The sequence below is a fragment of the Capsulimonas corticalis genome, assembly GCF_003574315.2.
Classification (GTDB): domain Bacteria; phylum Armatimonadota; class Armatimonadia; order Armatimonadales; family Capsulimonadaceae; genus Capsulimonas; species Capsulimonas corticalis.
Genome location: NZ_AP025739.1, coordinates 1,441,155 through 1,453,083, shown reverse-complemented (window position 1 = coordinate 1,453,083; position 11,929 = coordinate 1,441,155). Strand labels below are relative to the sequence as shown.

Annotated in this window: 11 protein-coding genes; 6 read left to right on the top strand and 5 right to left on the bottom strand. The window is 61.7% G+C overall.

Annotated elements, in window-relative coordinates; all coding sequences use genetic code 11:
- Position 1: 1 nt before the first annotated feature.
- Positions 2-652 carry a ThiF family adenylyltransferase gene (locus D5261_RS06195; RefSeq protein WP_119324404.1) on the top strand — a complete coding sequence of 217 codons (651 nt, stop codon included), beginning with the start codon at positions 2-4 and terminating at the stop codon, positions 650-652.
- A gap of 36 nt (positions 653-688) precedes the next feature.
- On the opposite strand, the gene D5261_RS06190 is transcribed toward D5261_RS06195, so the two are convergent.
- Together D5261_RS06190 and D5261_RS06185 are read right to left on the bottom strand one after the other, a co-directional pair.
- Entirely contained in the window at positions 689-1,972 is a 1,284-nt protein-coding gene (locus D5261_RS06190; protein ID WP_165864587.1) for a tetratricopeptide repeat protein, read from the bottom strand.
- Positions 1,973-2,073: 101 nt separating this feature from the next.
- A complete protein-coding gene (locus tag D5261_RS06185) occupies positions 2,074-2,787 on the bottom strand; it encodes a M50 family metallopeptidase (RefSeq protein ID WP_119324406.1) in 714 nt (237 codons plus the stop codon).
- An 83-nt stretch (positions 2,788-2,870) separates the two neighbouring features.
- On the opposite strand from D5261_RS06185, the gene D5261_RS06180 reads away from it, so the two are divergent.
- Both D5261_RS06180 and D5261_RS06175 read left to right on the top strand, forming a co-directional pair.
- Complete coding sequence (locus D5261_RS06180) at positions 2,871-3,461, top strand: peroxiredoxin family protein (protein WP_119324407.1); 591 nt, start codon at positions 2,871-2,873, stop codon at positions 3,459-3,461.
- Between the two features lie 15 nt (positions 3,462-3,476).
- A complete protein-coding gene (locus tag D5261_RS06175) occupies positions 3,477-4,745 on the top strand; it encodes a DUF1573 domain-containing protein (RefSeq protein WP_165864588.1) in 1,269 nt (422 codons plus the stop codon).
- A gap of 20 nt (positions 4,746-4,765) precedes the next feature.
- Here the strand turns inward: D5261_RS06175 and D5261_RS06170 are convergent, their stop codons facing one another.
- Together D5261_RS06170 and prmC are read right to left on the bottom strand one after the other, a co-directional pair.
- A complete protein-coding gene (locus D5261_RS06170; protein ID WP_119324408.1) occupies positions 4,766-5,221 on the bottom strand; it encodes a BON domain-containing protein in 456 nt (151 codons plus the stop codon).
- A 41-nt stretch (positions 5,222-5,262) separates the two neighbouring features.
- Complete coding sequence (gene prmC, locus D5261_RS06165; protein ID WP_165864589.1) at positions 5,263-6,126, bottom strand: peptide chain release factor N(5)-glutamine methyltransferase; 864 nt, start codon at positions 6,124-6,126, stop codon at positions 5,263-5,265.
- Positions 6,127-6,315: 189 nt separating this feature from the next.
- On the opposite strand from prmC, the gene D5261_RS06160 reads away from it, so the two are divergent.
- The 3 genes from D5261_RS06160 to glgP all read left to right on the top strand — a co-directional run bounded on the left by D5261_RS06160 (position 6,316) and on the right by glgP (position 10,374).
- Positions 6,316-6,939 carry a DUF47 domain-containing protein gene (locus D5261_RS06160; protein WP_119324410.1) on the top strand — a complete coding sequence of 208 codons (624 nt, stop codon included), beginning with the start codon at positions 6,316-6,318 and terminating at the stop codon, positions 6,937-6,939.
- Positions 6,932-7,981, top strand: coding sequence for an inorganic phosphate transporter (locus D5261_RS06155; protein WP_119324411.1), 1,050 nt, complete (start codon positions 6,932-6,934; stop codon positions 7,979-7,981). The genes D5261_RS06160 and D5261_RS06155 overlap by 8 nt, the downstream gene beginning before the upstream one ends.
- A 266-nt stretch (positions 7,982-8,247) precedes the next feature.
- Positions 8,248-10,374 carry an alpha-glucan family phosphorylase gene (gene glgP / locus D5261_RS06150; RefSeq protein ID WP_119324412.1) on the top strand — a complete coding sequence of 709 codons (2,127 nt, stop codon included), beginning with the start codon at positions 8,248-8,250 and terminating at the stop codon, positions 10,372-10,374.
- Between the two features lie 213 nt (positions 10,375-10,587).
- On the opposite strand, the gene D5261_RS06145 is transcribed toward glgP, so the two are convergent.
- A protein-coding gene (locus D5261_RS06145) for an IS3 family transposase (RefSeq protein ID WP_435792402.1) occupies positions 10,588-11,804 on the bottom strand; the annotation gives its coding sequence in 2 pieces (ribosomal slippage) (positions 10,588-11,543 and positions 11,543-11,804; 1,218 coding nt in all).
- Between the last annotated feature and the right edge of the window lie 125 nt (positions 11,805-11,929).

Genomic DNA, 11,929 nt, shown 5'->3' with positions numbered 1-11,929 from the left:
CATGAGCCGGACATCGGCCCTCTATCATGAAGAGCTGTATCGCACGGATGCGATCATGCGAACGATCCGCGATCTGCCGGTTACGATCTGCGGCGCGGGGGCTCTGGGCGCGAATATCGCCGAGAGCCTTTCGCGTCAGGGTTTCGGCCGTCTGCGCGTGATCGACCACGACCGCGTGGAGCAGCGCAACCTTTCCACGCAGCCTTACTACCGTTCCGATATCGGGGCCGGCAAGGCGAAGATCCTCGCAGCCAGTCTTTACCGGGCTCTGGGCGTAACCGTCGAAACACGCATGGAAACGCTTGGCGTATCGAACGCCGCCAAGCTGCTTTCGGGAAGCGCGCTCGTCATCGACGCGTTCGACAACAGCCCCGCCCGCGCGGCCGTCACCGAGTATTGCCGGACTTCGGACACTCCCTGCCTGCACGCCGGGCTCGCCAATGGCTACGCCGAAGTTCTCTGGAACGAAGGCTATCGCGTCCCATCACCCACGAACGATGACGTGTGTGATTACCCGCTCGCGCGCAACCTCGTCCTGCTGACAGTCGCCGTCGCGTGTGAGTGCGTCGTGGCGTGGGCGGCTGGCGGGGAGAAGCGGGGTTATACCGTGACGCTGGGAGACCTGGCGGTTACGCCAATGCCGATTACGTAGGAGGCGCCGCGAAACGCCGGCGCCTCCTGTCAAGCTTTACTTCTGCGCCGCGGCGATTTTGGTCTTTAAATCGAGCGCTTGTTTGTTATCGGCTTCGATCGTCAGAACCTTATCGACGTCCGCCGCCGCTTTCCCATACTCCTTGAGATCGAAGTAGAGCTGCGCGCGCGACGACAGATACAGGACAGAGGCCGGCTCCCCATCGATGAGCTTGCTGATGATCGGGAGGGCGCGCGCTTTTTCGGGAAGGTGTGTCAGCGCCGTGAAATAATTATAAGATGTCACTGTGTCATTTGGCTTAATGGCGAGCGCTCGCTCATTTTCGGCGGCTTGGTGCGCGTAATCGTAGAGATCACCGTAAAGCAGGCCACGCAATACGATCGTTTCATAATCGTTAGGCTTCAGCTCCAGCGCCCGCTTGGTGTCGGCAAGAGCCAGATCATACTTCTTCGCCCAGAGGTACGCCCCGGCGCGACTGGTAAACGCATTGGCGTTTTTGGGATCCACCTTGATCGCATGATCGTAGTCGCTCAATGCGGCTTTGATGATGTCATCGCTTGGAATGCCGGTCAGAGACATTTGGGCGCGAGCGACGAGCAGTTCCGCGTTGTCCGGCATCTGTTTCAAGCCCTGAGCGATCGCCTCTGGATCGTCCTGCGCCAGATAGGCGGGGGCGAACTTCGGATCGGCCTTGATGGCGGCGTCGAAGCTGGCCTTGGTGTCGGCTTTGAGTTTGTCCAGATTCTCCTGAAAATTCGGCTGGCCGCTGCTATTCATGAAGACGGTGTAGTAAGAATTTTTGAGGACCATTCCCAGCGCATAGTGCGCCTTGGCGTCGCCGGGACGGACTTCGGTCACCAGACTCCATAAGTTCGCGGCGTTCGCCCAATCTTGTTTGTCGGCGGCCGCCTGTGCGGCGGCTTGCAGTTTGTCCGCTTCGGCCGGAGACAGGCGTAAAAAGGCGATATAATCGTCTTTTGCTTTTGCCTTGTCGCCCGTTTGCTGGTAAAGCGCTGAGCGCACGCTGTAAGCGTCGGCGTTTTTCGGATCGATCTCCAAAACGCGCCCAATCTCCGTAATAGCGCCCTGAAGATCCTGCTTCTTTACCAGCATCATGGCGCGGCCGGAGTGGGCTTCGATGTTGTTTTTGTCGATCGCAATCGTTGCGTCGAGCTCGGTCAGGGCCGCGTCCCAGTTTTGCTGGGCGGCGGCGACCTTAGCCTTCTGAAGATGCGTCTGCGCGTCATCGGCGAGCACAGGCGCGGCGGCCATCGACATGAGTAATATCAGGCTGACGAGTGTAGGTGTGGAAGAACGCATGAGGATCCTTTGCATTTCATGAGATTGGGAGTGGAAGCAGGCGCTCATGAATTGACATACACACAATTATAACATGGGAAATGGCGCGGCGAACGCCGGGATCATCCCCGCCGCCAGTAGGGCCGCAGCGCCGTCCACAGAATCCCCAGCGCCGCCGCGCTCCAGAGGGTCGCCCAGACGACCGGCGGCAGCGGGATTATCTGCGACATCAGCACGGCGTCGGTCGTGGGGCCGCCGCCGGGGATGCTGGAGAGACCGACGAGTGTTTTTAAGTCGAACAGGGCGTTGGCGACGCATTGCACGCCGAGGAACATCACGGTCCGCTCGGCGGCGACGGAGGACAGACGGCGGCCGGCCCAGATGAGCAGCGCGGAGATGACCAGGCCCCAGCCGAAGCCGAAGAGGTTGTGCCACGGGCGGACGGCGAGAACGGTGGCGAGGCCGACGATCGCGGCGCTGACGTACAGCGCGGTTCGGGCGACTCGCGGGCGGCGGCCCAGAGAAATGAGCCAGGCTCCGTAGGCGGCGGCGCCAAGATAGCCGGCCATCACGATCAGCAGGCCCAATCCGCCGTAGGTCAGCGTGACGCCCGAAGCGTCGGGTTCGATCTGGATTTCGGCGACGCGCCCTCCGGTGAGCAGCGCGGTGACGGCGTGCGAGCTTTCGTGAATAAACGTCACGAAGAGGCGCAGCGGATAGAGCGCCAGCGACGCCAGCGGGACGAACCAGAGCGCGACCGTGACGGCGCACGCCAGCAGCAATGACTTGAGGCTATCGCGGTTCCAGGGCGCGCCGGCGCCCGTGCTGTTGATCATCGATGGTGTTTCCTACTCTCACAGACCCGGACGCGGCGATAAAGTTGCGCGGCGTGATATAATACGATACGCAGGGAACACATATGTCTATTCGCAACGCCGCCGGGATTCTTGGATTGACCTCGCTGATCGCGGGTTCGCTGATGGCGTCGGCGCATGGCGCGCCGGTCAAGAAAAAGCCCGCCGCCGTCACGGCGGCGCCTAAGGCCGCGCCGGCCTTTACGCTCACGGACACCAGCGGGAAGACGCGCACGCTGGCCGAGTTTCAAGGACGCCCCGTCACCCTCTTCTTCTTTTGCGGCTGTCCCTGGTGCCATAACGCGGCGCGTCTCTGGAGCCAGTTTCAGCGCGGCGGAGCGCTGCCCGCCGGGACGCCCGCGCCGGCGACTTTGATCGTTTTCACCGGCGACGCCGGGATGGCGAAGCAGTTCGCGGCGGAGACGAATTTAGATCTGATGCAGACCACGCTGCTGACCGATGAGCGCATGCATGTCACCACGGACCTGTACCACGCCGACCCATGCCCGCGCGCCTTCGTCGTCGATTCGGCGGGGCTCATCCGTTACACCAACAATCACAAAGACGACGCCCCGCGCGACGCGGCCGAAACGGTAATCGTCTCACGCACCCTCGGCGCCCTGCGCCAGGCGGCCGCGCCGGCCGTTCAGAAATAAAAGGAATAGCCAACGATGAATTCCCGACGATTCGCCCTCACGCTGGCGGCTCTCACGGCCCTGGCGCCGGCCGCTCTCCACGCCAATACGCCTCCGGCGCCCGGCTCGCTGCCGGTCAATCCGGCGCCCGCGCCGTTTGCTCCCGCCCCGGCGCCTCCCGCGCCGCCTGTGGAAGCCCCGGTCGCTCCCGCCCAGCTTCTGACGATCGTCAAAACGGATGGGACCACGAGCGATACGCCCGGCCTGGCCGTCCATGATTTCGGCACGCTGAGCATCGCGCGGACTGAGCCGATCCAGCATGACTTCGCCGTGCGCAACGACAGCGCGACGCCGGTCACGCTCGACCATGTGCAGGCGGCGTGCAGCTGCACCGCCGCCGTGGCCGATGGAATTCTGCCCGGCGAGCAGATCGCGGCGGGAAAGACGATCACCATCCATGTGTCGGTGGACCCGGGACATCTGGGACCGGGACCGGCGAACAAAATGGTGTGGGTGTATTTGAAGGGCCAGCCTTCGCCGGGGGCGACGCTGCAAATGACGGGGATCTTGACGCCGCTTCTCACCTTTGAGCCCTCGCTGCTGGATTTCGGAACGGTGAACGCCGGTCAGGAGAAGTCGCTGCTGCTGCACGTGACCGGCGACCCCAAGCTGCTGAGCGCGCTGACGACGCCGTCGCTCGCTCCGGCCATTGCCGATCTGACCTTTGTGCGCGAGAAAGAAATGCATCTGGACAAAGACGGAAAATCGACCGTCGATTTCCATGTCGTCCTCGGCAAGCACGCGCGGATCGGAATGATGCAGGGCACGGTCAGCTTCACGGCGTCCCCGACGGAGAACACGCGTCTGGCGTCGGCCTACGCCTCGCTGGTGGGAGAAGTGCGCGGGGAGATCAACGCCTCGCCGTCTACCGTCGCCTTCGGCTCCGTCGCCGGCGGAAAGAGCGCCGAGCAGCAGATCATTATCAATGGAGCGGGAAAAGTGCTGGCGAAATCCACAGTCCGCAGCGCGAGCCCATATGTCACCGCGAAGATCGTGCTGACATCCAAAACGTTAGTCTCGAACGTGATGGGAGGCAGCGGAACGCCGCCGTATGCGTCGTCTTCAGGCACAGTGAATATCGTCAGCAACGGTGGAGAGAACGCGAACGCCACGCTGGAGGTGACCCTGAACGACAAGGCGCCGTCCGGAGTGCTGCAAACGGAAGTCGTCGTCACGACGCCCGGAGGCCAGCAGCTCGCGCTGCCGGTCTGGGCGTTCATTGAGGGGAATGCGGGGCAGCATTAACGGCGGATCGTTATCGCGGATTACTGCGCAATAACGATCCGCAGCTTGCTGCGGACTTCTTTGACGCCGGAGACGCCGCGCACGATCTGTTCGACGCGCTGTTTCTCCTGGTCGTTCTGAACCGAGCCGTTGATCGCGACGACGCCGGATTTCGCCGTGCAGGTGATGTACTTGGTGTCCACCGTCTGGGCGGCGAGCAGGGCGTTGTAGGACGCCACCGCGAGAGGGTCGTAGGGTTCGAAACCGCGCTGCCGCTGTCCGGGGGGCAGCGGGCCGACGATGCTGCCGGCGTTGACCCCCGGCTGCGTGTGGATCGGCTCGCTGTTGAGCTCCCAGGACTGGACGGTGGAACGGTTTGTCGGCGTGCCGACATGGAAACTCGGAGTGTTCGTCGCCGGGTCGCGCGCCGAGCACCCCGCCGCGAGCAGCGCGGCTCCCCATAAAATTATCCCACGGAAAGATGCTGCGTTTTCCATACTTCTATTTTACCCATCGCCGCCAAATCTATTCATCGCCGTCAACTCCGGCGCGCCTGAATCACACGCGGAATGCCGCTCATATCATCATGCGCGGCGGCGTCCAAGTATCCCAGGGATTCCGCCCAGGCGATCACCGTGTCCGCCTGTCCCTGTCCGACCTCCAGCAAGATCCATCCGTTCGGCCTCAGATACCCCAGAGAATCCTGTAAAAGACGCCGGTAGAGCGCGGCGCCGTCGTCGCCGGTCGCGCCCGGCGCGCCGCTGAGCGCGAGCGCGGGCTCGTAATCGCGCACTTCCGGCTGCAAATGGGGGATCTCATGCTCGGCGATATAGGGCGGGTTGGAGACGATCAGATCGAACGGCGTGTCCCGCGGCAATGGGGCAAGCAGATCGCCGTGCAGCAGCGTCAGGCGATCGGTGAGATCGTAACGGACAACGTTTTTGCGCGCGAGTTTCAGCGCGTCGCCCGACAGATCCGTCGCCCATACGCGCGCCTCAGGGCGCTCGCAGGCGAGGCTGACGGCGATGCAGCCGCTCCCCGTCCCGATATCCGCGATCCGCGGCTGCGGCGCCTGGCTCAGTTTTTCCAGCCCCAGTGAAACCAGCATCTCCGTTTCAGGACGCGGAATCAGCACGGCCCGATTGATCTTGAACGGGCGTCCGTAAAAGTACTGCTCGCCGGTGATATAGGGCAGGGGACGGCGCAGCGCGCGCAGCGCGACGGCTTTTTCAAAGATGATCCGCTCGCGCTCCCCGATTTCGCGCTCCGGCTCCCGCGCGAGATCTTCGCGCCGGCATTTCAGAGTCCACTCCAGCATCAAGCGCGCGTCCAGACGCGGCGTTTCCACCTCGGCGGCGGCGAGCATCGCTGTCGCCCGCGTCAGCGCCTCTTGTACAGTCAAATTCTTCATTTCGTTCGTGAGTATACCGGGAAATGCGCGCCTGCCCCGCCGGAGTACAACTTTACAAAATAAAATTTAATATAAACTTAACATTTCAGGTCCGTGAACGGCGTTTCGGGGCGCCCGGTCTGGGCATAACTGTTATGATGGATTAAAAGATCTTAAGACGCCGAGGCTGCGGAGGCCATTATGTCGATATTCAATAGCGATACGGAGTTTTACGACCTGCTGGAGAAGCAGGCGGATCTTGCGGTTCAGGCCGCGAAGGAGTTTCAGCTGCTCGGCGGCGGCTTCGGCCAAAGCACGGAGCGCGCGACGGCTCTCAAGCGGATCGAAGCGCAGGCGGATGAGCTCACCCATGAACTGACGCTCAAAGCCGACGACAAGTTTATTACCCCATACGACAAAGAAGACATGCACTCGCTCTCCACGGCCCTCGACGATATCACGGATCTGATCGAAGCGGCCGGAGCGCGTGTTGCGATTTACCGGCTGGCGACGCCGCGCGTGGACTTCATCGCCATGGCGCAGGCGCTGCTGGCGACCGTGGAGGCGACGCGCGCCGGGGTGGGCGGCCTGCGCCACATCCGCGATCTGAAGCAAATGCGCGAGCACCTGATCCGCATCCACGATCTGGAGAATAAGAACGATGAGGCGTACCGGACGGCGCTGGGCGACCTGTTCAACGAGCCCGGCGCGGATCCGCTGAACGTGATCAAGTGGAAAGAGATCTACGACCGGATCGAGCTGGTGGCGGACAAGTGCGAAAGCGTCGCGGTCGGCCTGGAAAGGATCGTGGTGAAGTATGGTTGAAATGCATCTGCCGCACGCGCTCGGCGCGCTGCTGATCGTCACCATCGTCGTCGCCTTGATCTTCGACTTCACCAACGGCTTCCACGATACCGCGAACGCCATCGCCACGGTCGTCTCCACCCGCGTCCTTTCCCCGCAAGTCGCGGTGATCATGTGCGCCGTTCTGAACTTCGCCGGCGCGTTCTACTCGACTAACGTCGCGAAGACGATCGCCAAGGGGTTGGTGGACGCGCACGCTGCGACACAGACCGTGATCCTCGCGGCGATCGTCGGCGCCATCGTCTGGAACGTCGTCACCTGGTACTTTGGCATCCCCAGCAGCTCGTCCCATGCGCTGATTGGCGGCCTTGTCGGCGCGGCGATCGTGCAGGCGGGCTTCCACGCCGTGCTCTGGGACGGGGTCCTGAGCAAAGTCGTCCTGCCGATGGTGCTCTCGCCCATCGCCGGCGGCCTTCTTGGATTCTTGATCATGATGCTGATCTTTATGCTGTTCGCCAGGACAAGCCAGCACAAAGTGACGTTCCTCTTTCACAACCTCCAGCGCCTTTCGGCGGCGGCCATGTCCTTCACGCATGGACAGAACGACGCGCAGAAGACGATGGGCGTGATCACCCTCGCCCTGGTCGCCAACCATATGCTGCCGGCCAGCAAAGACATCCATATTCCCACCTGGGTCATCTTTTCCTGCGCCACCGCGATGGCGGCGGGAACCGCATCGGGCGGATGGCGTATTATAAAGACGATGGGGCAGCGCATCATTCGCCTGGAGCCGGTCCACGGCTTCGCGGCGGAGGCGGCCGGCGCCAGCGTCATCTTCGCCGCCAGCGCGATGGGCATGGCGGTCAGCACGACGCACGTCATCTCGGGCAGCATCTTCGGCGTCGGTGTCGCGAAGAACCTGGCCGGCGTCCGCTGGAACACCGCCCAGCGCATGGTCGCCGCCTGGTGCCTGACGCTCCCCAGCGCCGCCGTCGTCGCCGGCGCCTGCCTGTTCGTCATCCGCATGATGACCCATCCCGCCGCTGTCGCAGTGGTGAAATAAGAAAAACCCGAGGCCCTCACCCGGCCCTCCGCCAACTCTTCTCATTCGGGGAGAGGGTTCGGATTAGGATGCTCCCCGACCCCCACAAGGGGAGCAGACCATATTAACCAGAGCGTGACAAGAATCCGCTTGGACACGCAATCGTATTTCGGTTCTTACCCCCAGTGGGGGCCAGGGGGTGTCTCCCTCTGACTCCCCCTCTCCCAGAATTGGGAGAGGGGGCCGGGGGGTCAGGGCCTCCGCATCTCGCTCGCCAAGGACTAACCATGAACTCTCTGCCCGAATCTCTCTCGCGCTTGCGCGACCTCGCGTATAACCTCCGCTGGACCTGGGATCACGATACGCTGGCGCTGTTCGAGCGTTTGGACCCCGATCTCTGGACGGAGCGCGGCGCGGATCCGCTGGGCGTCCTGCTCCATATTTCCTCCGAAAAACTGACGCAGGCGGCGAACGATCCCGATACCATCGCCCTGTATCAGCGAATCGTCGCGGACTTCGACGATTATATGGCCGCGAAGAACACCTGGTATGAAGCCGAGCACGGCGAACGCGGCGCGCCGAAGATCGCATACTTTAGCGCCGAGTTTGGCCTGACCGAAGTGCTGCCGATCTTTTCGGGCGGGCTGGGGATGCTGGCGGGCGATCATCTGCGCTCGGCGAGCGATCTGGGCCTGCCGCTGGCGGGCGTCGGCCTGCTGTATCGTCAGGGATACTTCACGCAGTTTCTGGATCATGACGGCTGGCAGGGCGAGCGTCACGACGTCAACGACTTCACGCAGCTGCCGCTGACGCTGGAGATGGATGCGCAGGGAGCGCCGAAGTCGGTCTTGATCCACTTTCCGGGGCGGCAGGTGCGCGCGCAGATCTGGCGGGTGCAGGTGGGACGGATCCCGCTGTATCTGCTGGATACGGATGTGCCCGAAAACAGCCCGGAAGATCGGGGGATCACCGGGCAGCTTTACGGCGGCGATCGGGAGATGCGGATTCAGCAGGAGATGGTGCTCGGCATTGGAGGCGTCCATGCGCTCGCGGCGATGGAGATCGATCCCGAGGTCGTCCATCTGAACGAAGGCCATAGCGCCTTCGCCGTTCTGGAGCGCGCCCGCCGCGCGGCGGCGGCGCATGGCGGGGATTACTGGGAAGCGCTCAGGGCGACGGGGGCGAAGACGGTCTTTACCACGCATACGCCGGAGGCGGCGGGCCATGATTACTTCGCGCCGGATCTGACGCGCAAGTACCTGGGCGGATACGCGCGGGAGATGGGCGTGTCCATCGAGGATATTTTGCCTCTTGGCCGGCGCAACGGTTATGACGGCGCGGAATACTTCTGCATGACCATCATCGCTCTGCGCGTCGCCGGCTTCAGCAACGGCGTCAGTCGCCTGCACGGCGAAGTCTGCCGCGAGATGTGGCATTCGGTCTGGCCCCAGCTGGTCGAAGCCAACGTTCCGATCGGCGCCGTCACCAACGGCGTCCACTATCAGAGCTGGGCGTCCCGCGAGACGATCGCGCTTTACGATCGGTTCCTTGGCCCCGAATGGCGTGACCGCCCGGACGATCATAAGATCTGGGCGAATATCGAAAAGATCTCGGACCGCGAGCTTTGGGACACGCACCGGGAGCGACGCGAGCGTTTGGTGGATTTCACGCGCCATCGTGTCCGCACGCAAATGAAGGCGCGCGGCCTTTCCGAAGAGGAGATTGCCGGCGACGCGCTGGATCCCAACACCCTGACGATCGTCTTCTGCCGCCGCGTCGTGCGCTACAAGCGCATCGACCTGCTGCTGCGCGATGTCGATCGCCTCACCCGATTGCTCACCAACGAAGAGCGTCCGGTGCAGATCATCTACTCCGGCAAAGCCACTCCCGGCGACGACTACGGGCGCGGCATGATCCATCAGATCGTCCAGCTCTCGCAGCGTCCCGAGCTGCGCCGCCATCTGGTCTTCCTCGAAGATTACAATATGGCGATCGCCCGCACGCTCGCCGAGGGCGCGGATATCTGGCTCAACACCCCGCGCCGCCCGCAGGAAGCCAGCGGCACCAGCGGCATGAAAGCCGCCGTCTGCGGAACGCTCAATTGCAGCGTGCTGGACGGCTGGTGGGACGAAGCCGTAAACGACTCCGAACCCCACGCCCCGCCCATCGGCTGGTCCTTCGGCGAAGAAACCGGCATGAACGCCGACGCCGACGACCGCCACGATTCCGAAACGCTCTTCTCTTTACTGGAGAACCAGATCGTTCCGATGTTCTACGAGAACGGGAAAGACGGCCTGCCGACGGAGTGGATCGCGCGCGTGAAGTCGTCCTTGCAGCAATTGGGGCCGAAGTTCAATACGCACCGGATGGTGAAGGAATACTGCCGGAAGGGGTATTTTCGGGAGGAGGGTTAGTCCCTATTCCCCCGGCGCTAAAGCGCTTTCCCCCTTTTTCCCAACAAGCTGCTTCGCAGGGGAAAAGGGGAGCCACTCATTAAGTTCCATTCACTCTCGACAAGAATGTGTGAAGAGTGTTTTGGCGTTCGCAATATCAACTCCTCACGGTCATGTGACGAGTGAATGGACGGCAGTGACAAGTGGACTTGCTCGGGTTTTGTAGACACTTCGTTAAGCGGCTCTTGCGAGCTGTTGCTGTTGCTCAAAATGGCGCTGTTCAAATTGAGCGGGGCTGATATAACCAAGCGTCGAATGTCGACGCTTGCGGTTATACCAGACTTCAATATACTCGAACACACAAGCTTTCGCTTCCTCCCGAGTACGAAATACCTGCCGAGTACGAAATACCTGCATTCGAGATACTTGCGCAGGCAGCATCTCGGTCTTCAACGTCGAGAAAAAACTCTCCGCCACGGCATTGTCCCAGCAGTTGCCCTTACGGCTCATGCTGGCCACCATGCCGTGGCAATTCAGTTTGTCTTGGTAAACGAGGCCGGCGTATTGCCCACCTCGATCGCTATGGTAAACAAGCCCCGCCTGCGGACAGCACCGCTGGATTGCCATTTCGAGAGCGTCACAGACCAAGCGGGTTTCCATCGTCGCCTGCATCGACCAGCCGACCACACGGCGGCTGAACAAGTCCAGGACGACCGCCAAATACAGCCAGCCTTCACGCGTCCACAGATACGTGATGTCGCCCACCCAGCATTGATTGGGAGACGCCACCGTGAACTGTCGATCCAGCACATTGGGAGCGATGGGCAACGCATGATCCGATTGGGTTGTCACTCGGAAACGTCGTCTCTTCTTCGCCACAATCTGATGGGACTGCATCAAGCGCGCCACTCGATGGCGACCACAAGCAATCCCTTGCTCTCGCAGCTCTAAATGGATGCGTGGGCTGCCATAGCTTCTGTCGTAGCTTTGCTGGTGTACTTTCTGGATCTGGTCCACCAACGCCAAGTCTCGCTCTTGTTTTTCATGGCGACGCACGGCGCGTTTCTCAGAGCGCCATGCGTAATAGCTTCTGGTTTTGAGCTCCATGACCTCACAGAGCATCTGCACGGAAAATCGTCCCGCATAGTCTTGAATGAATCGGTATCTCACTGCGGGCGGTTCGTGAAGATACCGACCGCTTTTTTTAGGATTTCATTCTCCTCTTTGAGGCGGGCGTTTTCGCGTTTGAGCTGTGCGAGTTCGGGATCGGAGGGATTACCTTTGCCGGGGAAAGGATTCTCAGGCTGGACCTCCAAGCTCTTCTTCCATTTGGCGATCAAGCTTTCGGCAATTCCCAAATCGCGTGCTGCGCCGCTGAGATTGCCCTTCTCCTCGGCCAGGCGGATCGCCTCGCGTTTGAACTCTTCGGTGTAAGATTTACGGTTCGTCATAAAACTCCTCGCGCCATCAAGCATTCATTAAGATGGCTTCCTAATGTTAAGATTAGGCTTTTCGAGGTGTCTATCCTACCAGGGCAAGTTCAAAGCACCCCTTTTCCCCCGCGAAGCGGCTTGCT